This window comes from Bradyrhizobium sp. dw_411, from assembly GCF_018449695.1.
Lineage (GTDB): Bacteria > Pseudomonadota > Alphaproteobacteria > Rhizobiales > Xanthobacteraceae > Bradyrhizobium.
This window is the reverse complement of sequence record NZ_JAAVUY010000001.1, coordinates 244,480-264,517: the sequence shown is the minus strand read 5'-3', so window position 1 is coordinate 264,517 and position 20,038 is coordinate 244,480. Positions and strand designations below refer to the sequence as shown.

The window sequence follows — 20,038 nt, the reverse complement described above, 5'->3', positions numbered from 1 at the left end:
AGTTATCTGATGTTCAAGGTGCGCGTGATTCCCTGTCTCGACGTCAAGGACGGAAGGGTGGTCAAGGGCGTCAACTTCGTCGATCTGCGCGATGCCGGAGATCCCGTCGAAGCCGCGATTGCCTATGATGCCGCCGGCGCCGATGAACTGTGTTTCCTCGACATCACGGCGACCCATGAAAATCGCGGCACCATGATGGACGTGGTCCGGCGCACGGCGGAGGCGTGCTTCATGCCGCTCACGGTGGGCGGTGGGGTGCGTACGGTCGACGACATCAAGGCGTTGCTGCGTTCCGGCGCCGACAAGGTTTCGATCAACAGCGCGGCCGTCAGCCGGCGCGAATTCGTCAAGGAAGCCGCCGAGAAATTTGGCGACCAGTGCATCGTGGTCGCGATCGACGCCAAGCGGGTCAAGCGCGGAGGCGGGTCGGAGCGCTGGGAAATCTTCACCCATGGCGGACGCAATTCCACCGGGATCGATGCCATCGAATATGCCCAGGAAGTCGTCTCGCTCGGCGCCGGTGAAATCCTGCTGACCTCGATGGACCGGGACGGCACCCGGCAGGGTTTCGATATTCCGCTGACGCAGGCGGTGGCGGACAGTATCGCCGTGCCCGTGATCGCCTCTGGCGGCGTCGGCAATCTCGATCATCTGGTCGATGGTATCCGGGAGGGGCACGCCACCGCGGTGCTGGCGGCCTCAATCTTCCATTTCGGCGAATTTACCATCCGCGAAGCCAAGGACCACATGGTCCGCAACGGGCTGCCGATGCGGCTCGATCCCTGACGACTCCTTGTGACAGAAGTGCTACATATCCAAGGGGATGGGCCTCTTGTGGCCGGTGTATTGAGTTCAGTCGATGTCACGTTTCACGCTTTATGATCTGGCCACCACCATCGATGCCCGCGCGGCGGCGACGGGCGAGGGGTCCTATACCCGCAAGCTGCTCGACAAGGGTGCGGAGCATTGCGCCAAGAAATTCGGCGAGGAGGCGGTGGAAACCGTGATCGCCGCGGTCGAGAACGACCGCGACCATCTGATCGCCGAAGGCGCCGATCTGATGTTTCATTTTCTGGTGCTGTTGAAATCGCGCGGCGTGAAGCTTGAGGATGTCGAGGCCGCCCTTGGGCAGCGCACGACCATGTCCGGGCTCGAGGAGAAGGCGGCGCGCAAGCGCGACTAGAGGGCGACGCTCATGGATATGCGGGCAGCAGACCAGCAGTATAATCCGTATCGGGTGTTCTCCCGCGATCAATGGGCGCGGCTGCGCGACGACGCGCCGATGACGCTGGAAGCCCACGAGATCGCCAAGCTGCATTCGATGCACGACCGGCTCGATCTCAAGGAGGTCGAGGAAATTTATCTGCCGCTGTCGCGTCTGCTGTCGATCTATGTCGATGCGATGCAACGGCTGTATTTCGCGCAGCGGCGCTTTCTCGGCATCGAAGACCGCAAGATGCCCTACATTATCGGCGTTGCGGGATCGGTCGCGGTCGGAAAATCCACCACCGCGCGCGTGCTGCAGGCGCTGCTGGCGCGGTGGTCGCCGCGACCGAAAGTCGACATGGTGACGACGGACGGATTTCTGTTTCCCAATGCCGTGCTCGAGCGGCAAGGCCTGATGCAGAAGAAGGGCTTTCCGGAGAGCTACGACCTGCCGACGCTGCTGTCGTTCCTGAGCGACATCAAGGCGGGGCGGCGGCCGGTGCGGGCGCCGGTCTATTCGCATCTGACCTATGACATCATTCCGAACGAGTGGATCGAGGTCGACCGGCCGGACATCCTGATCGTCGAAGGCGTCAACGTGCTGCAGACCGGCCGGCTCCCGCGCGACGGCAAGGCGGTTCCGGTGGTGTCGGACTTCTTCGATTTCTCCGTCTATATCGACGCCGAGGAATCGGTGCTGCGCGAATGGTATGTCCGGCGTTTCCTGACGCTGCGCGATACCGCGTTCCACGATCCCAGATCCTATTTCAACCGCTATGCGCTGCTCTCCGACGAGGAAGCCACCGCGACCGCGCTGGCGATCTGGGAGCGCACCAACCTCGCCAATCTCGAGGACAATATTCTGCCGACCCGGCCGCGCGCGACGCTGATCCTGAAAAAGGGCAGGGATCATGTGGTCGAGACCGTGGCGTTGCGGCGGCTATAGCGCCGCCGCTTCACCTTTCGCAGTTTATTTCAGCGCCAGCGGCTTTTCCTCGTCGAGGAATCCCATCAGCTCGTGGAAGAACTGCATGCGGTTCTTTTCCAGCATCACCGTATGCGTGCCTTCGCTGAGTTCGATCAGCCGCTTGTAAGGCGCGTTCTTCAACTGCGCGAAATAGGCCTGCGCCTGATAGCTCGGCAGATCCGCATCCCATTCGGCATGCAGCAGCAACGTCGGCACCGTGATCTTGCCGGGATCGTACAGCGCCTTGCCGGCGGCCCAGTAATTCAGGCTGTCCTCCATAACGCCGTTCGTCGCGCGCAGCATCGGCGGGTTCTGCTTGGAGGATTCGGGATCCGTGGCCCAGGTCGCGTCGGCCCAGGCGTCGAATACGCCGGGCGGAATCAGATCGGCCTGCTTGTCCGCGGCGACGCCCTTCAGCCAGCGCGCCTTGGCGGATTCTTTCGAGACCAGCCGATAGGCGCCCATCGGCGGCGCGTTGGCGGCGGCCGGCGCCGGCGGTTCGTTGCGAATCCATTGCGGCGCGTAGAGTACCAGCTTGCTGACCTTGTCATTATGCTCGCTGGTGTAGGACCCGGAGATCGAGGTGCCCCACGACCAGCCCATCACATTGATCTTCGAGACCTTGCGCTTTTTGAGGATGTAATCGACGGCGGCGCCGAGATCATGCGCCGCGACCTGCGTCGAGACGAGCGGCTTGTTCGCGGCCGGCGGCTGGCTCATCTCGGCCGGCCGGGTTGAGCGGCCATAGCCCCGGACATCGACGAGATAGACGTCATAACCACGCGACGCGATCAGATCCATCATCGAGACGCCCTCGATCGGCAGGTCGAACGCGGTCTCGGCCGGATAGGTCGCGCCGTGTACGAACAGCAGGATCTTGTCCGGCGAGGATTGCTTGCTTGCGAGATGCTTGTTGCGCACGAACAACTGGATACCCGGGTCCCCCGACGGGATCATGGTATCGGTCGATTCCAGCTTTGGCTCTTTGGCCTGGGCGGGCGCGCCGGCAAAAGTGCCTGCGACGAGACATGCCAAAGATATCTGTAAAAATCTGTTGGTCATCGAAGTCCTCCCGGGAGTTTTTTGTTAGTTGTTTTGTTTCGTTCTTGTTCAAGCCGCGCGTTGGCAGGCCTTGCATTCACATGCGCGCATGGTCGATGGAATCGGCCAATGCGTCAAGCGCATCGTCGGAACGGCAGCGCCGCGTCCCGCGGGGGATCAGCCGACGAGATGCCGCGAAGCCGCGAGGCCCGCCAGCGCTTCGGTCAGTTTCTCGCGATCGAGCGGCTTGATCAGGAAGCCGTCCATGCCGGCTTCGAAACAGGCGTAGCGATCCTCCACCAGCGTATTCGCTGTCAGCGCCAGGATCGGCGTCTGGCGGCCGGGCTGTCCGGCTTCGCGGGCGCGAATGCGCTTGGTGGTTTCGATGCCGTCGAGCCGCGGCATCTGGATATCCATCAGCACGAGGTCATAGGGCGCGCCTGCGGATCGCGCGCCAAGCCAGGATTCCAGCGCTTCCTCGCCATTGGTGGTGATGACAACGTGATGGCCCAACCTTGTCAGCAGCGATCGCATCAGGAGCGCGTTGATCTCGTTGTCTTCGGCGACCAGCACCGATAGCCCGCGCGTGGCGGCGACCGATGACGCCTCGGCGTGGTCGAGCGGCTCGATCGACACATCATGGGCAAGGTTTGGCGCCGTGATTTCCGGCGCCGTCGTCAGCCGGGCCGCGAGCGATGCTGCGCGCAGTGGTTTGACCAGATAGCCTGTGAAGGCCGAAGCGGGTTGCAATTCCTGCCGCGTCGCGGGCGTCAGCATGACGATGCGCTGCGTGGCGTGGTTGCGCGCCGCCTCGCCCAGCCGCGCGACTTCTTCGGCGCCGAACGCACGGTCCAGCAGCACCGCGTGCCAGGAACGTTCGGGCAATAGCGCCTCGGCGACGTCGATATCCGACACCACGCAGGTCTGACCGCTCCAGCGTTGCAGCCGGCGCGCGATCAATGACGCCTCGATGCTTTGCGGTGACACCAGCAGGATCGACTGGCCGGTCAGATCCGGCGCCGGTGCCGCTTGTTCGCCGGCCTTGTTGTCGGCGGCCGTGAGCGGGATCGACACTTCGAAGGTCGAGCCTTTGCCTGGCAGGCTCTCCAGCGTGATGCGTCCGCCCATGCGCTTGACGATGCGCTCGGAGATGCTCAAGCCCAAGCCGGTGCCGCCATAGCTGCGCGCGGTGTGCTCGTCGGCCTGCTCGAATTCGCGGAAAATCCGCTGCTGCGCTTCGGGTGCGATGCCGATGCCGGTGTCGCGCACCAGAAAGCTGATTTCGTTGGGCCAGATGCCGGGCTCGACGATCAGCGCGACGCCGCCGGTCGTGGTGAACTTGATCGCGTTGCCGGCGAGATTGAGCAGCACCTGGCGCAACCGCGCGGCGTCGCCGATCACTTGCTGCGGCAGCCGTTCGTCGACATAGGCGGCGATCTCGAGCTTGCGCGCCTGCGCGCGGGGCGCCAGCAGTTCGGTGATGTCCTCGATCAAGGTGCCCAGCGCGAACGGACGATGTTCGAGATCGAGCTTGCCGGCCTCGATCTTGGAATAATCCAACAGTTCCTCGATCAGCGCGAGCAACGCATCGCCGGAGGTTTTGACGGCCTTGGCGTAGGTCATCTGCTCCGGCGTCAGCGGCGTATCCAGCAGCAACCCGCTCATGCCGATGATTCCGTTCAGGGGCGTGCGGATTTCATGGCTGGCCATCGCGAGAAAGCGCGATTTGGCGCGGTTGGCGGCGTCGGCCTGATCGCGGGCATCGCTCAGCGCGCGTTCGGTTTCGGTGCGATCGGTCACGTCACGGCCGACGGATTGCATCTCGGCGGGGCCGCCCGCGTCGGACCTGATCAGGCCTTCGCGCCAGGCGATCCATCGCGGTCCCAATACCGTATCGACGCGCTGGTCGTGAATCCGGGTGCCGTTGGATTCCAGCGCGGTAGCGCCCTGCTCCAGAATCTTGAGCGTGAAGGGAGTGCCGATCAGCGCGCTGCGGGGTTGCCTTGCCAGTTCGCAATAGGCGTCGTTGACGAAGGTGATGCGGCCCTGCGCGTCGCGCAGCACGATCAGGTCGCCCTGCGATTCGAACAGGCTGCGGGCGCGCTCCTCGGCTTCCTTCAATTCCCAATTGCGATCGGCCAGCGCTTCATTATGCAGCGCGATCTTGCGAAGTCGCTTGCGCATGAATCGCAGCCGCATGCTCAGCGTCGCCAGCGCGACGCAGGCCACCGCGAACAGGAAACTCGCGCCGATCGCAAAGGCGTTGGCGTCGTAGCCGGATTGTTCGGACCGGCTGCCGGCGATGAAGCCATAGGCGCCGCCGAAGGCCGCGGAAAACACCGTGAAGGAGCGGACAGAGGACATGATCCACGGATGACGCCGCGAGAAGCGGCGTATACGCAATTTGATCCGGGGAACCCGTTTCATCCGCAGCTACCTTTGAGCTTTCTTCGGGCTTTCTGCCGATTGCGTCGCACGATCGGGCATTTGGGGTGCGCCGATGGCGTCGTTTGCTTGTGCTCGACGATGGCGCGGCGACCTTGCGAAGTGCTTGAGAACAGGAGGCCTCGTGTCGCGCGGTAAGAACATGGTTGACGAGAAGTTAAAGGGACGTTCGGGCAGTTCCTGCCGCTAGAGCCTTATCGGTTCTGATTGAATCAGAACCGGGCTCTAATCTTTTGTTTTGACGCGTTTTCTTCACGCGAACCGGTATCCACTTCGCTCGAAAACGCTCTATAGCGACGCGGCTTGCACAGGGTGGTGTGCGATGCCGACGCCGGCGCCGACCACCAGCGCGGCGGCGTCGCGGTCCGTAAATGTCTTCGATCGCACGAAGATCCGGTAATCGGCGGGGCCATCATGGCTGAGATAGATGACGGGCGCGCCGCCGGCCGGCGAGGCCGAGATCGCGACCAGCCGCGTTGCGGCATCGGACTCGCAGGCGCCCGATTCGGTGCTGTCGATATCGTCGACCACGGCGAAATCGGCGTTCTCCGGACTGTCCGAGACCTGGACCCTCACGGTCGCGTTGGAGGGATCGTCGGTGAACGCGACATGAAGATCGGCATGCCAGGGCACGGACGCGATCCGGACCGAGGTTTCGGCGACCGCGATGCAGGGCTGCGTGCCCGGCGACAACCCGCCACGCGCAAACACCGCGGCGGCAATCAATGGAATGGAAGAAGCCAGAATCCTGAACTTGAAACGCAACATGAAGAGCCGCCTACTGATCCCAAGCCCAGGATACGCAGGGCTTATGGTTGGCAGAGAGTAAACAAAACTCGTTACCGGCGAGTTGACGGGTGGGGAGGCGGTGGCGGCGGGTGTAGTCGACGCGTAATCTCTCAGCGTCGTCCCGGCGAACGGTGGGATGATGAGCGGTGGGCGCAGCCGGCACTTCCGATTCGAATTTCAAACAGCCATGTGCAATGTAGTTGTCATTGCCGGGCTTGACCCGGCAATCCATCCCCCTTCGAAAAACTCTTTACGAAGATGGATGGATGCCCGGATCAAGTCCGGGCATGACGAGTGAATGATCGCGGCGCAAAGCGCCCGAGTTGTGCAAGAAATTCCCGCCCTCTTCAGAGGGCGCAGGGAATGCCGGGCGCCCGATGCGCCCGCAGCCGCGTGTGCGAATTGGTAGTAAAAAAGCACACGCGTTAGTCAGGTCACACCGGAATCACCCGGCATTCCCCGCGCAATGGTTTTACGACTTATTTCGTGCTCTCCCCGGTGATCGGGCTCTTTTGCCACCGTCGCTCCGCAGGTTACTCCGCGAAACTTGACGCCAGCGTCGAGGCGTCAGGACCACACGACTTCGCCGTCCGCGCCAAGCGCCCTCGTCAGAAGCACCCTCCGCGTCCACCGCGTCCCATCCCGCGTCCGTGACGATCGCGATACGCCCCTCAAAGTGGGACGGGATGGCCATGGATATAGACCGATTTGCAATTTCTGAAAATCAGAATATTTTTGGCGTGCCATCTGGACACCCCAAATCACGTTGAACGCGCTGGCGTTTTTTGTTTATGCACGCACGCGCAAATCCGGTAAAATTTGACGCTAATTGCGGTCATCGAGCGGGATTTACATAAATCGGCTCGACATATGCTTTCCAGCGGAGTGAGACAGGATGGGCTGGCTGGTATTTTTGATTCTGGCGATTTTGATCGTTCGGCGTTACTGGACGGGAAGAGGATATAGCGCCGCCGCTGAGATGCGAGCCAGCGGTGAATTAAAATCGCCGCTCTACTGGACCTATAACGCGCTGGGCATCAGCGTCCTCGCGATCATCTGTTACATCGTGAAGGCGAAGCCGGCTGAAGTTGGCTTGTGGTGGCTCTTGGTCGCTGGGTTGATCGTCGTCACTCTTTTTGTGAGACGCGCGGTTTGCTGGCGCTACCCTCACCCTTAAGTCGAAGATTTCCTGCTTAAGCCGCACGCCTGACATCGTCGGCGAGCGCGCGATATGACAGCGCTTCGGCCAGATGCAGCCGGCCGATTTTGTCGGACCCATCGAGATCGGCCAGCGTTCGCGCGACGCGCAGCACGCGGTGATAGCCGCGCGCGGAAAGGCGCATGGTTTCGGACGCGTCGCGCAGCAGTTTCAAACCCTGCGCATCCGGCTGCGCGATGGTTTCCAGCACCGAGGCCGGCGCTTCGGCGTTGGTGCGGACATGCGGCAGTCCGGCCGCGATATAGCGCGCGGTCTGGATGTTGCGTGCGGCCGCGACCCGTGCGGCGACTTCCGCCGAGCCTTCGGCCGGCGGCGGCAAAATGAGATCGGCGGCGCTCACCGCCGGCACTTCGATGCGCAGATCGATACGATCCATCAGCGGGCCTGATATGCGCGTCTGGTAATCTGACGTACAGCGCTCGACCCGCCCGCGCTTGCAGGAAAACCCTGGCTCATAGGCGTGGCCGCAGCGGCAGGGATTCATCGCGGCGACCAGCATGAAGCGCGCAGGATAGGTGACGCGATGATTGGCGCGCGACACCGCGATCTCGCCGTTTTCCAGCGGCTGGCGCAGCGAATCCAGAACCCGCGGATCGAACTCCGGGAATTCATCGAGAAATAGCACGCCCTGATGCGCCAGCGAGATTTCGCCCGGCTTCGCGCGCATGCCGCCGCCGGTCAGCGCGGCCATGCTGGCGGAATGATGCGGGCTGCGAAACGGCCGCTGCGCGGTCAGCGCGCCGCCTTGGATCTCGCCCGCGACCGAGGCAATCATCGAGACTTCCAAAAGCTCCGACGGCGACAGCGGCGGCAGGATCGAGGGCAGACGTGCGGCCAGCATCGATTTGCCGGCGCCGGGCGAGCCGATCATCAGCAGATGATGCCCGCCGGCCGCGGCGATCTCGAGCGCGCGCTTGGCGCTTTCCTGTCCCTTGATGTCGCGCAGATCGAGCAACGTGGCTTCGCGCTCATGCACTTTCGGCTGCGGCCGCGACAGCACCTGCGTGCCCTTGAAATGGTTGGCGATCTGGATCAGCGAATGCGCGGCGATGATCTGGATATCCGGGCTGGCCCAGGCCGCTTCCGCGCCGCATTGCGCCGGACAGATCAGGCCTTCCTCGCGCGCATTGGCGCCGATCGCGGCCGGCAACACGCCCGCGACAGGCGCGATTGATCCATCGAGGCCGAGTTCGCCGAGCACGGTAAAACCGGTCAGCGCATCCGGCGGAATAGCGCCGATGGCGGCCATCAGGCCGAGCGCGATCGGCAGATCGTAATGGCTACCTTCCTTCGGCAAATCGGCCGGCGCGAGGTTGACGGTGATGCGGCGGGCCGGCAGCGCCAGCCCCGAGGCGATCAGCGCCGAACGGACTCTTTCGCGCGCCTCGGACACCGCCTTGTCGGGCAGGCCGACGATCGCAAAAGCCGGCAAGCCCGGCGCGACCTGCACCTGCACGTCGACGGCCCGGGCCTCAATGCCCTCAAACGCGACGGTAGAAACCCGCTGGACCATGCTGCCCCTCTGCCCATGGAGGCTAGCGGAAGGCGAGGGAACTGGCAAGAACATTAAGGGAACATCGCTCTCTCGCTTATGGGCGGCATGGAGGAAGGCTTATTTCTGTTTTCCGTCATATAGCTTTGAATAGTCGGGATTTTTCGGATCAAAAGAATCGAAGTGATTAGCCATCTGCTCTAGATGGCTCGGATTTTCCTTGAAGTAATTAAGCCAGTGATCCCGCACTTGGATAATGCGTTCTGGCAAAGCAATTTGCGCCTCAAAATCCATATTCCGCCGGAGATGTAGGATTTCTGGCTGAGCTGGAGCATTTATGCCGCCTGCCAATACATTTTTTGCGTATCGATACAGTTCCCAGGCAATCATGTCGGCCGCCTGCAAAGGCCTGATTTTCGTTGAACTCTGAAATGAATATCCAGCGAGGGTAGGCGGCGGTTGAATCCACTGTGCGAAAGCATCGTAAACGGTGCCGGCATATCTCTGAACACCGTCTGGACGATTATCGAATACGAAAGCCATGTCTGGATCAAACGTATTGGCTTGAGCCCAGCCGAGAGAGCGAACAAAGCATTGATTGATGCAGAAGCCTTCGGGGTTACCCAGTACCGATCTTATGTCGTCAGTAATGATTGAGTCCCAGTCTTTGCGTGAGCAGGCCATGCCGTATGCAGCTACGCCAGAATCGATAATGACTTCTCGCAATTGCTGGCGGAAATAATCGGTTTCCGTTCGTGTCCAACGAAGGAATTCCCCCGTGCTGTTATCGCAGTCGTAGGCGTGGAAACGCCTAAGCGGATCTTTACGGCCGGAGAGCGGCGTATCTAGATTTTGCTTCCAGTTTGCATCAAGCCCCGACAATCGGCCTTCGGTCCCGAAGATACCAGCGACTAAGACGATATCTGATTTCTCGCCGTGCGTTCCGCTGTCGTCGAAATAAGCGGTGATCATAGCGAATCGCCCAACAGGACAGTCTTTTAGATACCAAAGCTACAATCTAAGTGGCTACGTCACTTCCGTATACGCCCGTTATGGCGACGAATCACCTAGTGATAAAACCTGTCACCGTGGAATGCGCCAATGAACCGTCGTGATCGCCGGGCCGGAGTTCGAACAACCCCGACAACTTCGAACCGTCCCGACATAGCCGCCACCCCCGCGACACTCCATGAGGCTGGCGTTCGGCATCTGCGCGCCGGGCAGCATCTCGATGCGCAAATCTGCTGCCAGCAGGCGCTCGCGATGGATTCCAGTCACGCGGACAGTCTGCATTTGATGGGTCTTTTGTCGTCTCAGGCCGGGCAATATGACCACGCCGCGGAATGGATGGTGCGCGCCATCCGGCAGGAGCCTCGACCGGAATTTCTTTCGAGCCTCGGACTCACGCTTCTGCAACAGGGACGCAACGAGGAAGCGTTCAAGGTTTTCGATAAGGCGCTGCAACTGAGGCCATGCGAGTGGGATGTCGCGCGAGAATGCGGGATTTCGCTGCACAAATTGGGGCGTCTGCAGGACGCGCATGCGTGGTTCGATCTGTGCAGCGAAATCCGGCCGAACGATTTCGCGTCGCTGTATCTACGCAGCCGCAATCTGTTCGATCTCGGCAGACTGGAAGAGGCGCTGGCCGACGCTCGTCAGGCGCACAGGCTCGATCCGGCGGAACCCAATATTTGCAGCCATATCGGCGTCATCCTTCGATCCCTGGGCCGGGATGAAGAAGCGCTGCCCTGGTATGATCGGGCGCTCGCGCTGCAGCCGGATTCCGTGGAAGCGCTCAACAACAAGGCGTTGTTGCTCAGTCAGCTTCATCGGTTCGATGAGGCGCTTGCGACCTACGCTCGCGCGAAGGCCCTCGCGCCTGACAACGCGGAGATCGACTGGAATCTCGGTCATCTGCAGATGTTGACCGGGAATTTCGAGGCCGGCTGGACCGGACTTGAAGCGCGGTGGAAGAGGGCCCCCGGGCCGATCTATCCGCCATTTTCTCAGCCCAAATGGCTTGGTGAAGAACCCATCGAAGGCAAGACCGTGCTCGTCTGTTCGGACGAGGGTCTCGGAGATTTCATTCAGTTTGCGCGTTACATCCCGATGCTCGCGGCGCGCGGGGCCCGTGTCATCCTGTTCGTGCCGGATCAGATAGCTTCCTTGGTTGCCGGGCTTCCGGGCGTTTCGGAATGCTTTGCTTTCTCGGGCCGCACATTGCCCGCGTTCGATATGCATTGCCCGGTCTCCAGCCTGCCGCTGGCTTTCGGGACGCGGCTTGAGACGATTCCGGCGGCGGCATCGTATCTGCCTCGGCCGGATGCTGCCCGTGTGCAGGCCTGGGAGGATCGCCTCGGTTCGCATGATCGTTTGCGGGTGGGCTTGGTCTGGGCGGGCAATCCCAATCACAAGAACGATCGCAATCGTTCGATACCGCTCCACGTGTTGACTCGCATTCTCGATGTGGATGCGACGTTCGTGAGCCTGCAGAAGGATGTGCGCCCAAGCGATCAAGCCGTCTTGAACGAAAGCTCCGATATCATCGACCTGACCGCGCATCTCGGCGATTTCACCGAGACAGCGGCCTTGATCAGTTGCCTCGATCTGGTTGTTACGGTGGACACCAGCGTCGCGCATCTTGCAGGCGCGCTGGGATGCCCGACCTGGATATTGTTGCCCACTACGCCCGACTATCGCTGGCTGCTCGATCGCGATGACAGCCCGTGGTATCCGACGGTGCGATTGTTCAGGCAGGACAAGACGCGCGACTTTGAGACGGTGCTCGATCGGGTGCGAAGCGAACTGCTCACGCTGATCGTCAAATAACGTTCTACCGGCTCTGGCCTACGTCACTTCCGTGTACTTAGCCGGCAGGTTCTTCGGCTGGTACCCGCTGACAAGCCGCATCCGCTCAAACACCGATGTATGGATTTTCGAATTCTCCGGCACGGTCCGGGGTCGCCCTCTGTGCAATATCCAGCGCGTCGCAAAGTTTGCGGCGGGGTCCTGGTAGCGTTTCGGAAGATATTCAGCGATCCACCACCATCCCGTCAGTGATTCATGCGGCGGGCCGCCGGCGAACGGCGCGACATAGTCCGAGCCCGGCGTATTCTGCGCCGGCAGCACGACCGCCTTCATGGCGGGATCGATGATCAGCCCGGCCGCTTCGGCCTTGCCCGTCATCCATTGCAGGGCAATGGCCGATAGCCCGGCTTCAACCTCGGGATAGCCGCCGCCGACGTCGCAGTGAACGCCGGGAAACCAGACCTGGTCGAGATCGGTCGGGGGTTTATCGCCCCATAAATTCTGCAGAAAGTAGGCGCGGCGCTCATCCAGCGCGACGGCGTGACGGACAACCTCGACGCCGGGATTGTTCATCGTGAACTGAAAGTGTTGCGGGGCCCAGAACCATCCGACCGAACTCACCGTGTCCCACAGCCCGAGAAAATGGATCGGCACATCGCGGGCAAAGGTTTTCTTGAAGCCGTCGTAAACCTTCTTGTCGTAATCGCGCTTGAACATGTCCCAGGCAAAGGGGATCAGCTCTTCGTTGCCCTGCGTCAGCAGGCCGACCTTGGTGATCATCGCGGCGACCGCGCGCGCGGTGTAGGCGCCGCGGCTGAACCCGAAGATGAAAATGCGATCGCCTTTTTGGTAGTATCGCATCAGGAAGCGATAGGCGTCGGTGACATGATCCGACAGCAGCGACGCGATCGCGAGATCCATTTGCTCAACGAACCAGCGTTTCAGCTTGCCCAAGACGCCCGGCGGCGCCATCGTGCCGATGCCGGGCTGGTAATAGGATAGCTGATCGGGCCGCGCGCGATCGAGCATCGCGTAGAGCTTGACCACGTTGGTGTTGACCTCAGCATATTTATTGCTGGTGCCGTCGAGGCACAGGACGATGTTTCGGGGCGGTAACGGGACATCTGTCATGGGAGGAAATCTCCTCGGCAATCCATTCAAAACGAAACGCTACCTGCACAGCCAGAGATTTACAAGATAACAGCACGCAACCCGAGACAATGTCTTTTTCCGGTGTGCCGGAAAGATTGAGTTGCCGTCCGGCGCCGATTGTGGAACGCGTAAGCCAAGAATGCTAAGAAGAACACAAAGAATTGGAATTTGCGTCAGGGAGAAAACAAATGGTCCGGCGGTTCACGTCGGCCGGCGCGTGGCTGGTCTCGTTTTCATTATCGTTGTTATCGGCGGTCGCGGCGCAGGCGCAAATCTATCCCGACCGTCCCGTGCATGTGCTGGTCGGCTACGGTGCCGGCAGCGGTCCCGACATCCAGGCGCGCGTGGTGTCGCAGGCGCTGGGCGCAGCACTCGGGCAGGCCTTCGTGGTCGAGAATCGGACGGGGGCCAATGGCACCCTCGCTGCGCGGTTCGTGACGCAGGCTGAGCCTGATGGTTACACCTTGCTGTACTCGTCGTCCTCGATCTCGCCGACGCCCTATATCTACAAAAGCCTCGGCTATAATCTGTTCACCGATCTCAAGCCGATCGCCACGTTCGGGCAACTCGACGGCGTCTTCATGCTGGTCGATGCCAAATCGCCGATCAAATCGGTGCCGGAATTGATCGCGTATGCGAAGAAGAATCGCGTGCTCTACGGCTCGCCCGGCGTCGGCAACGAACTGCATCTGAAAGCCGAACTGTTCAACCAGCAGGCCGGCATCAAGATGGAGCATGTGCCCTACAAGGGCGCCTCCGAGGTGATGACCGGGCTGTTGAGCGGCGCCATCCAGGTGATGTTCGTGACGCCGCCGTCGGTCGTGGGCCTGATCAAGGAAGGAACCGTCAGGGCGCTCGCCTTCACCGGCTCGAAACCGTTCGCGTCGTTTCCAGAGGTGCCGCTGATGAAGCAATATTTGCCGAAATATGTGGAAGGCTCCTGGGGCATGTTCTTCGCGCCGGGCAAGACGCCGGATGCTCTCGTGAACAAGCTCAACGGCGCTGTTCATGCCGCATTGCTGCAGCCCGAAGTGGCCACCATCATGCAGCGCGACGGTTATACGCCGGACGATCGTAATGCGGCCGAGACCGCGGCGTTCTTTCGCCAGCAGGTGGAAGATACCGCGGCCACGGTGAAGGCGGCGGGGATCGAGGCGAATTGAGAAATATCCTGGAAACGTAGGGTGGGCAAAGCGAAGCGTGCCCACCATCTTTGTGGCGTGGAAAGACGGTGGGCACGGCGCAAGGGCGCCTTTGCCCACCCTACGGTTCTTACCCCTCCGCGTGCAGCACGCCACCCGTCGCGGTCACCGGCTTGGCGCTGATCAGCACGAAGGCGATGTTGCAGACCTCAGGTCCGTGGTTCACCCAGTTATGGATGGTGCCGCGCTGGACCAGGAGATCACCGGCCTTGAGGTGAACCATGACGCCGTCGTCGAGCTCCATGTCGATCTCGCCCGACATCACGACAGCGCAATCGATCGAATCGGTGCGATGGTTGCGCGGGGATACGCCGGGCTGATAGCTGACGACGCGAAACACCGTGCCGTTTTCGACCGTGGTCTTGAATGCGGACTTGGTCGGGTCCGTAAAGCCGTCATTGTCGACCGGAAAACCCTTGGTCGACCACAGCACGCAGGACGAGGCGCCGGGCCGGTTCGAAATCACGTTGGTGGCGATCTCGTCGATTTCCACCTTGGCGCGGCCCTCGGCGCTATGGCCGGTGACGACGCGGCGTATCTGCAAGCTCATCGCAGTTTCCTTCCCGATCTGAATATTATTGTTGATTAGTGTTTTTCAGCACGCGCGAGGAAGTCGCCGAAGATCGCGGCCATGCGCGGCTCGGCGTCGCGCCACTCCTTGCGGTCCCAATCCTTCAATAGCTTGTCGTCGGGCAGCACCGCGACGACGTCCTCGTGCAATTCGCTGTTGGGAATGAGCCGTGCTGCTTTGCGCGCAGTGGCGGGCGTATGGATCACGTCATTGCCCGCGATCAGGCAGGCCGGCGCCTTGATGGCGTCGAGATCGGCCTCGCTGGCGCCGACGATCGGCAGCGTTGCGGATAGCAGGAATTTGTCGCGCCAGACTTCCATCACCTTGATGAAGGCTTCGGGGTTGGTCGCGAGCAGCCGTTCTTTATTCGCGGGGCGGGCCTTGATGCATTCGGCGAAATGTTCGCTGTCGGCGACCGCCTGCATGCCGCCCGCGCGGACCAGCTTGATATATTGGCCGTAATAACTCTCCGAGAGCTTGTCCACGGCCTCCTGGCCGCCGGTAACCCGCCACAGCAACAGGCCGCGCAGGCCGTCCGGGTGCCGCATCGCGTAGAGGATTCCGAGGCGGGCGCCGGCCGAGGATCCGCCGACATACATCGGTAGTGCGCCGAGTTGCTTGCCGAGTTCGTAGAGATCGTCGGCCCACACATCGTGTTCCGATCCCGAACCGTCGAAGGCGACGTCGGACGCGCCGCAGTTGCGGCGGTCGTGCAGCAGGACGCGGTAACCCTTTGCCGCGATCGATTTGGAGAGGTTGACCAGTTCGGCATAGGACCGGCGGCTGCCGGGCGTCAGGGCGATGAAGGGGCCCGAATTGCCGATGACTTCGTAATTGATGTGTACGCCGCGAACCAGTGCTTCAGGCATTTCCTTAGAACCCCGTTTCTTGTTCTTGATCGGGCGGAGTACTGCATAAAAACCAGCGCGGACGCAATGCCTCAGCGCTGGCCTCAGCGCTTCACTTCCGTCGCGACCGGCTGATCCTTGGCCTTGATCCGGATTACGATGGTTTTGGATTCCTTGTCGGTGGCGTTGCGCCCGAAATGCGCCGTGTTCGGCGGGGTGTAGACCACTTCGCCAGCCTTGACGATTTTGGTTCCGACGCCGTCGATCTCGAAAGTCTGTTCGCCCTCGACCACGTAAGTGATCTCATGTCCCTCGGGATGCATGTGCAGCGGCAATCGGTAACCGGGCTGCCAGGTCGACGAGAACACCAGTACTTCCTGTCCGGGAATGTTATTGAGGTCGCTCTGGAACACCAGTTTGCTCGCAAGCCCGGTCCCTTGGGCGTGGATGATTTCGGACCCGCCGCCGCCGATCAGGATTCCGCCGGCGAACAGCGCCGCTGCCAATATCTTGGTCTTCATTGTTGATGCTCCGATGATTGCCGCCATCCTTCGAGACGCATCGCCTTCGCGATGCTCCTCAGGATGAGGTCCGAAATTGCAATCCGGTCCCTCATGGTGAGGAGCGCGGTTTCGCGCGTCTCGAACCATCAGGCACAGTAGCTCCAAAAATCAAAGCGGGGCAGCCCGACGGGCCGCCCCGCTGTTTCAGCAGTGTATGCGTTCAGAGCGTCATGACCATAGGCTCGGGATAATAATGGAAACCGTCGCCGGCCTTGGCGACATGGCCATAGCCCGGCCATGCGAAGTGATAGGACATGACCGCGATCTTGTTGGACGCCAGCATGGACAGCATCTTCACCCGCGACTGCGCGGCCTGCTTCGGATCGGTGTCGTAGGAGAATTCCATCAGCGGTTTTTCGAGCAGCAACACCGCGTGGTGGGTGAGATCGCCGAGGAACGCAAAGGATTTGCCGTTCGACGTCACCATGAACATGTGATGACCGACGGTATGTCCGGGCGCCGCCATCGCCTGGATGCCGGGCAGGAATTCCTGGCCGTCCTTGAAGAACACCAGTCGGTCGCGGATCGGCATCAGGTTCTTGCGCGCGTGAACCACGAAGTCCTTGAGCGGGCCGCCCTGCTTGCCTTCGTCGGTCCAGAAGTCGAAATCGCTCTGCGCGATGTAGTATTGCGCGTTCGGGAACAGCACCTTGCCGTCGGCATCGACCACACCGCCGATATGATCGATATGGGCGTGCGAGAACACCACGGCATCGATGTCGGCGGCCTTGATCCCGGCCTCGGCCATGCTCTTCTGCTGGCGGCCGGTGGTTGGGCCGAACACTTTCGAGGTGCCCATGCCGGTATCGAACAACACGAGCTTGTCGCCCATGTTGACGATCGGCGAGTTCTGCTCGAGCACGACGTTGTCGGGCGACAGGAAATTATCGCTCAGCATTTTCCGCACCTCTTCATCGGGCACGCCGACGAAGGTGCCCTTCGGCGGGCCGAGCGGGAGCGGTCCGTCGGAAACCACGGTCACTTCGGCGTCGCCGAGATTGAACCGGTGCCAATAAGGCGTTTGCGTGCCGAGCTTGGGCGCCCGCGCCAGCGCGCTGCCGTCGAGCAGGGTGGATGCGCCCAGACCGGCGCCAAGTGCAAGCAGGGACCGTCGCGAAACATTGATTGTCATGCGTCTTCCTCCACTGTTTTTAAATTTGAGCTTTTAGCGCCCGGGCGGATTGGTCTCCGCTTATTGTCCGGACGCAGTCAGGCTGCGCCCGCTTTTAAAAACTGGCAAGAAGAATCGGTTTCATAAAAGTGTCAGCGGGAATTCGTCCGTCCGAATTCCGCAACGCAGAAAATTATTTTCCGCTTCGCTTCGCCTCGATCGTGTCCCAGATCTTTGCCGCGACATCCGGCCCGCCGAGCCGGGCGATGGCGCGGATGCCCGTAGGCGAGGTCACGTTGATCTCGGTGAGGTTGCCGTCGATCACGTCGATGCCGACAAACAACAGTCCGCGCTCGCGCAGGTGTGGCGCCAGCGTGGCGCAGATTTCGCGCTCGCGGTCCGAAAGCTCGGTGGCCTTGGCGGCGCCGCCTCGGACCATGTTGGAGCGCAGGTCGTCCGCCGCCGGCACGCGATTGACCGCACCGGCGAATTCACCGTCGACCAGGATGATGCGCTTGTCGCCATGTTTGACCTCGGGCAGAAAGCGCTGGATCACCCAGGGCTCTTTGAACGTCACCGAAAACATGTCGAACAGCGAGCCGAAATTCATGTCCTGCGGCATCACCCGAAACACCGCCGCACCGCCGTGGCCATGCAGCGGCTTCATCACGACCGCGCCGAACTCGTCGCGAAACGCGTTGATCTCGTCGAGGTCGCGCGAGATCAATGTCGGCGGCATCAGATGCGGGAAATCCATCACGAAGATCTTTTCCGGCGCGTTGCGCACACTGGCCGGGTTGTTCACCACCAGCGTCTTCGGATGGATGCGTTCGAGAAAATGCGTCGAGGTGATATAGGCGAGATCGAACGGCGGGTCTTGCCGCAGCAGCACGACGTCATATTGCGCCAGCGGTTCGCGCCTGGGCTCGCCGAGCGTGAAATGATCGCCGGGTTCATCGCGCACGGTCAGCACTTGTAATGGCGCCACCAGTTCCTCGCTTTTGAGCGAGAGCTTGTCCGGCGTGTAATAGGACAGCGCGTGGCCGCGCTTCTGGGCTTCCAGCAACAGCGCAAAGGTGGAATCGCCGCGGATGTTGATGCGCGCGATGGGGTCCATCTGGACGGCGACGTTCAATTTCATGGGCGGGTCCGCGGTTCTCTCAGAGTTTCTCTTGAGATGAGGTTATCAGGTGCTGGCGTCGAATGCCGCTAACAGATGGCGCGGCAAACACCGCGGTGCAATCAGTAACGCATCGAAACGTTGCTCAAATTCGGCATGTTCGGGATGTGCCATCAGCCACGCCTGCGCGGCATTGATGATACGGGCCTGCTGGCGCGGCGTCACGGCATAGGCCGCGTCATCCAGCGTGGCGCGGGCCTTGACCTCGATAAAGGCCACGAGATTGCGCCGCCGCGCCACGATGTCGATCTCGCCATAGGGTGTGCGAAACCGCTTGGCCAGGATACGATAGCCCTTGGCCATCAACCAGGCCGCGGCGCGGGCTTCCGCCGAGAGCCCGGTGCGAAACGCCGCGACCCGGGCCGGAGAGGCGGGTTTTTCCGGTGTGCCTGATGATGGCGCGTCCTCAGTCTTGGCCATGGTCTTGGCCATCGTCGTCTTCCGGTTCGGCATCGTCATCCGTCTGTTTGGCGAGCTCCAGCGCGCGGGCATAGATTTCGCGGCGCGGCCGGCCGGAAATTTCGACCGCATGCGCCACCGCATCCTTGACGCTGTCGTGCTTGAGTCTGTCGCGCAGGAGATCGTCGAGCTCGTCGGCGGCCATGATGCGCGCGTCTTTACCTTCCGGCCCGATCACCAGCACGAATTCGCCGCGCGTCTCCAGCGTATCGGCATTGCGCGCCAGCTCCGCAATCGGTCCACGCGTGATCTCTTCATGCAGCTTTGTCATCTCGCGGCAAAGTGCGCCATCGCGGCCGCCCATGATGTCGGCAAGATCTTTCAACGTGTCCTGCACGCGGTTGCCGGATTCGAACATCACCAGCGTCGCATCGATCCGCGCCAGTTCGGTCAGCCGCGTGCGCCGCGCGATTTGTTTCGGCGGCAGAAATCCCTCGAAGAAAAACCGGTCGGTCGGGAGTGCTGCGACCGACAGCGCCGCCAGCACTGAAGAAGGTCCCGGCAATGCGATCACGGCATGGCCCGCCGCGCAGACCTCGCGCACCAGCTTGAAGCCGGGATCCGAAATAAGAGGCGTGCCGGCATCGGAGACCAATGCAATCGAGGCACCTTGCGCCAGTTTTTCCAGAATCTTCGGCCGCGCCAACGCGGCATTGTGCTCGTGATAGGGTTTCAAAAGCGCTGTAATCCCGTAACGCTCTGTCAACCGGCGGCTGATGCGGGTGTCTTCGCAGGCGATGATGTCGACGCCGGCCAGCGTTTCCAGCGCGCGCAAGGTGATGTCGCCGAGATTGCCGATCGGGGTCGCGACCAGATGCAGGCCCGGCGCCGCCTTCGGCGCGGTCAGGGTCAGCCCGCCCAATGAGAAGGTTCGCGCCGGGGTGTCCGGTTGCCCGTCCGGCTTTTGGCTGTCAGGTCTATTTATGGGGGCAGGTTTTGCGCGCATAATCCTGATCTAGGGCGTTTTGGGCGAAGTGGATACCGG

Annotated in this window: 19 protein-coding genes; 6 read left to right on the top strand and 13 right to left on the bottom strand. The window is 61.5% G+C overall.

The genetic code is table 11. The features are described 5' to 3' along the window. Positions 1 to 9 precede the first annotated feature (9 nt). The 3 genes from hisF (at position 10) to coaA (ending at position 2,152) form a co-directional block, all read left to right on the top strand. The gene (hisF, locus tag HB676_RS01215; protein ID WP_213735821.1) at positions 10 to 786 is read left to right on the top strand and encodes an imidazole glycerol phosphate synthase subunit HisF; all 777 of its coding nucleotides are present in this window, start codon (positions 10 to 12) and stop codon (positions 784 to 786) included. Positions 787 to 859: 73 nt separating this feature from the next. Further along, a complete protein-coding gene (locus HB676_RS01210) occupies positions 860 to 1,183 on the top strand; it encodes a phosphoribosyl-ATP diphosphatase (RefSeq protein ID WP_213735820.1) in 324 nt (107 codons plus the stop codon). A 12-nt stretch (positions 1,184 to 1,195) separates the two neighbouring features. Continuing rightward, on the top strand, positions 1,196 to 2,152 hold the full coding sequence (gene coaA, locus HB676_RS01205; RefSeq protein WP_213735819.1) for a type I pantothenate kinase: 957 nt from the start codon (positions 1,196 to 1,198) through the stop codon (positions 2,150 to 2,152). 24 nt (positions 2,153 to 2,176) lie between these two features. Here coaA and HB676_RS01200 read toward each other — a convergent pair whose 3' ends face one another. The 3 genes from HB676_RS01200 to HB676_RS01190 form a co-directional block, all read right to left on the bottom strand. Beyond that, positions 2,177 to 3,235, bottom strand: a complete 1,059-nt coding sequence (locus tag HB676_RS01200) for an alpha/beta fold hydrolase (protein WP_213735818.1) — start codon at positions 3,233 to 3,235, stop codon at positions 2,177 to 2,179. 156 nt (positions 3,236 to 3,391) lie between these two features. Then, positions 3,392 to 5,641, bottom strand: coding sequence for an ATP-binding protein (locus tag HB676_RS01195; RefSeq protein ID WP_213735817.1), 2,250 nt, complete (start codon positions 5,639 to 5,641; stop codon positions 3,392 to 3,394). A gap of 306 nt (positions 5,642 to 5,947) precedes the next feature. After that, positions 5,948 to 6,427 carry a hypothetical protein gene (locus HB676_RS01190; protein WP_213735816.1) on the bottom strand — a complete coding sequence of 160 codons (480 nt, stop codon included), beginning with the start codon at positions 6,425 to 6,427 and terminating at the stop codon, positions 5,948 to 5,950. A gap of 916 nt (positions 6,428 to 7,343) precedes the next feature. Between HB676_RS01190 and HB676_RS01185 the strand changes: the two genes are divergently transcribed. Further along, entirely contained in the window at positions 7,344 to 7,625 is a 282-nt protein-coding gene (locus HB676_RS01185; protein WP_213735815.1) for a hypothetical protein, read from the top strand. Positions 7,626 to 7,641: 16 nt separating this feature from the next. On the opposite strand, the gene HB676_RS01180 is transcribed toward HB676_RS01185, so the two are convergent. Both HB676_RS01180 and HB676_RS01175 read right to left on the bottom strand, forming a co-directional pair. Continuing rightward, positions 7,642 to 9,180, bottom strand: a complete 1,539-nt coding sequence (locus HB676_RS01180) for a YifB family Mg chelatase-like AAA ATPase (protein ID WP_213735814.1) — start codon at positions 9,178 to 9,180, stop codon at positions 7,642 to 7,644. A 99-nt stretch (positions 9,181 to 9,279) separates the two neighbouring features. Further along, the gene (locus HB676_RS01175) at positions 9,280 to 10,131 is read right to left on the bottom strand and encodes a DUF3800 domain-containing protein (RefSeq protein ID WP_213735813.1); all 852 of its coding nucleotides are present in this window, start codon (positions 10,129 to 10,131) and stop codon (positions 9,280 to 9,282) included. A gap of 129 nt (positions 10,132 to 10,260) precedes the next feature. Here HB676_RS01175 and HB676_RS01170 point away from each other — a divergent pair, with 129 nt between their 5' ends. Next, complete coding sequence (locus tag HB676_RS01170) at positions 10,261 to 11,988, top strand: tetratricopeptide repeat-containing glycosyltransferase family protein (protein WP_213735812.1); 1,728 nt, start codon at positions 10,261 to 10,263, stop codon at positions 11,986 to 11,988. An 18-nt stretch (positions 11,989 to 12,006) separates the two neighbouring features. Here the strand turns inward: HB676_RS01170 and HB676_RS01165 are convergent, their stop codons facing one another. Next, positions 12,007 to 13,098 (bottom strand): DUF2235 domain-containing protein, encoded by a 1,092-nt coding sequence (locus HB676_RS01165; RefSeq protein ID WP_213735811.1) that lies wholly within the window; start codon positions 13,096 to 13,098, stop codon positions 12,007 to 12,009. 209 nt (positions 13,099 to 13,307) lie between these two features. Between HB676_RS01165 and HB676_RS01160 the strand changes: the two genes are divergently transcribed. Then, positions 13,308 to 14,282: a tripartite tricarboxylate transporter substrate binding protein gene (locus tag HB676_RS01160; RefSeq protein WP_213735810.1), complete on the top strand. Its 975-nt coding sequence runs from the start codon at positions 13,308 to 13,310 to the stop codon at positions 14,280 to 14,282. Positions 14,283 to 14,391: 109 nt separating this feature from the next. On the opposite strand, the gene HB676_RS01155 is transcribed toward HB676_RS01160, so the two are convergent. The 7 genes from HB676_RS01155 to rsmI form a co-directional block, all read right to left on the bottom strand. Beyond that, positions 14,392 to 14,871: a cupin domain-containing protein gene (locus HB676_RS01155; RefSeq protein ID WP_213735809.1), complete on the bottom strand. Its 480-nt coding sequence runs from the start codon at positions 14,869 to 14,871 to the stop codon at positions 14,392 to 14,394. 35 nt (positions 14,872 to 14,906) lie between these two features. Continuing rightward, positions 14,907 to 15,761 (bottom strand): alpha/beta hydrolase, encoded by an 855-nt coding sequence (locus HB676_RS01150; protein WP_213735808.1) that lies wholly within the window; start codon positions 15,759 to 15,761, stop codon positions 14,907 to 14,909. Positions 15,762 to 15,844: 83 nt separating this feature from the next. Next, a complete protein-coding gene (locus tag HB676_RS01145) occupies positions 15,845 to 16,261 on the bottom strand; it encodes a cupin domain-containing protein (RefSeq protein ID WP_213735807.1) in 417 nt (138 codons plus the stop codon). Between the two features lie 202 nt (positions 16,262 to 16,463). Further along, the gene (locus tag HB676_RS01140; RefSeq protein ID WP_213735806.1) at positions 16,464 to 17,435 is read right to left on the bottom strand and encodes an MBL fold metallo-hydrolase; all 972 of its coding nucleotides are present in this window, start codon (positions 17,433 to 17,435) and stop codon (positions 16,464 to 16,466) included. A gap of 172 nt (positions 17,436 to 17,607) precedes the next feature. Further along, a complete protein-coding gene (gene gshB / locus HB676_RS01135) occupies positions 17,608 to 18,555 on the bottom strand; it encodes a glutathione synthase (RefSeq protein WP_213735805.1) in 948 nt (315 codons plus the stop codon). 45 nt (positions 18,556 to 18,600) lie between these two features. Beyond that, the gene (locus HB676_RS01130) at positions 18,601 to 19,014 is read right to left on the bottom strand and encodes a YraN family protein (RefSeq protein ID WP_213736106.1); all 414 of its coding nucleotides are present in this window, start codon (positions 19,012 to 19,014) and stop codon (positions 18,601 to 18,603) included. Next, a complete protein-coding gene (gene rsmI, locus HB676_RS01125) occupies positions 19,001 to 19,999 on the bottom strand; it encodes a 16S rRNA (cytidine(1402)-2'-O)-methyltransferase (protein ID WP_213735804.1) in 999 nt (332 codons plus the stop codon). Before rsmI ends, HB676_RS01130 begins: the two co-directional genes overlap by 14 nt. Positions 20,000 to 20,038 lie beyond the last annotated feature (39 nt).

Bases quoted from the DNA above. Each gene is read 5' to 3' on its own strand.
- HB676_RS01170 (WP_213735812.1), top strand. From the start codon at position 10,261: ATGAACCGTCGTGATCGCCGGGCCGGAGTTCGAACAACCCCGACAACT.
- rsmI (WP_213735804.1), bottom strand. From the start codon at position 19,999: ATGCGCGCAAAACCTGCCCCCATAAATAGACCTGACAGCCAAAAGCCG.
- HB676_RS01130 (WP_213736106.1), bottom strand. From the start codon at position 19,014: ATGGCCAAGACTGAGGACGCGCCATCATCAGGCACACCGGAAAAACCC.
- HB676_RS01210 (WP_213735820.1), top strand. From the start codon at position 860: ATGTCACGTTTCACGCTTTATGATCTGGCCACCACCATCGATGCCCGC.
- HB676_RS01160 (WP_213735810.1), top strand. From the start codon at position 13,308: ATGGTCCGGCGGTTCACGTCGGCCGGCGCGTGGCTGGTCTCGTTTTCA.
- HB676_RS01145 (WP_213735807.1), bottom strand. From the start codon at position 16,261: ATGAAGACCAAGATATTGGCAGCGGCGCTGTTCGCCGGCGGAATCCTG.
- gshB (WP_213735805.1), bottom strand. From the start codon at position 18,555: ATGAAATTGAACGTCGCCGTCCAGATGGACCCCATCGCGCGCATCAAC.
- coaA (WP_213735819.1), top strand. From the start codon at position 1,196: ATGGATATGCGGGCAGCAGACCAGCAGTATAATCCGTATCGGGTGTTC.
- HB676_RS01175 (WP_213735813.1), bottom strand. From the start codon at position 10,131: ATGATCACCGCTTATTTCGACGACAGCGGAACGCACGGCGAGAAATCA.
- HB676_RS01180 (WP_213735814.1), bottom strand. From the start codon at position 9,180: ATGGTCCAGCGGGTTTCTACCGTCGCGTTTGAGGGCATTGAGGCCCGG.
- HB676_RS01140 (WP_213735806.1), bottom strand. From the start codon at position 17,435: ATGACAATCAATGTTTCGCGACGGTCCCTGCTTGCACTTGGCGCCGGT.
- HB676_RS01155 (WP_213735809.1), bottom strand. From the start codon at position 14,871: ATGAGCTTGCAGATACGCCGCGTCGTCACCGGCCATAGCGCCGAGGGC.
- HB676_RS01190 (WP_213735816.1), bottom strand. From the start codon at position 6,427: ATGTTGCGTTTCAAGTTCAGGATTCTGGCTTCTTCCATTCCATTGATT.
- HB676_RS01185 (WP_213735815.1), top strand. From the start codon at position 7,344: ATGGGCTGGCTGGTATTTTTGATTCTGGCGATTTTGATCGTTCGGCGT.
- hisF (WP_213735821.1), top strand. From the start codon at position 10: ATGTTCAAGGTGCGCGTGATTCCCTGTCTCGACGTCAAGGACGGAAGG.
- HB676_RS01200 (WP_213735818.1), bottom strand. From the start codon at position 3,235: ATGACCAACAGATTTTTACAGATATCTTTGGCATGTCTCGTCGCAGGC.
- HB676_RS01150 (WP_213735808.1), bottom strand. From the start codon at position 15,761: ATGCCTGAAGCACTGGTTCGCGGCGTACACATCAATTACGAAGTCATC.
- HB676_RS01195 (WP_213735817.1), bottom strand. From the start codon at position 5,641: ATGAAACGGGTTCCCCGGATCAAATTGCGTATACGCCGCTTCTCGCGG.
- HB676_RS01165 (WP_213735811.1), bottom strand. From the start codon at position 13,098: ATGACAGATGTCCCGTTACCGCCCCGAAACATCGTCCTGTGCCTCGAC.